We start from the raw sequence: 453 nt of genomic DNA on the forward strand, positions 1-453 counted from the left end.
GTCGACTAGAGCCATTCGGACTGTTGGCATCGCCTCGAGAGGCATCCGACCTTTCGGCCCGTCTGCAACGCGACCGACAAATCGGCTCTTCCACCGATCGCAACCGCAACCGTTCGCTGAATCCTATCTGTGGCTGAAAACCGATTGACGTCTCGGGCGCTACCGGTGACCGTTCTAATAGTCGTCAGTGTCGAATGCTCACGAGGATTCGTTACGACCTCGTCGTGGCACGACGTTTTTTGAACTTTAGGCGGGAATTTGGAGTTCCCCGTGCCTATGGCATCATCGCCACCACTCGCATCACCGATGATCGGATGCTTAAGCTGTTCGCAGAAGCGACCGACCGCGAGATGAGGCTTGGCGACCTGTCTGCGCGCGCTAAGGTCCAGACGGTTGAGGCGTTCATCAGCTATCTGACCAAGCAAGCTCGAGCTATCGCAAAGGGGCGGGCCG

1 protein-coding gene is annotated in these 453 nt (G+C 57.6%); it reads left to right on the forward strand.

Annotation, left to right across the window (positions count from 1 at the left end; translation table 11 throughout):
- Positions 1–194: 194 nt before the first annotated feature.
- Positions 195–453, forward strand: a 259-nt coding sequence (locus EN786_RS38375; RefSeq protein ID WP_210238928.1) for a hypothetical protein, incomplete at its 3' end; no start/stop codon positions are given.

The organism is Mesorhizobium sp. M4B.F.Ca.ET.143.01.1.1 (assembly GCF_004792275.1).
GTDB lineage: Bacteria > Pseudomonadota > Alphaproteobacteria > Rhizobiales > Rhizobiaceae > Mesorhizobium > Mesorhizobium abyssinicae.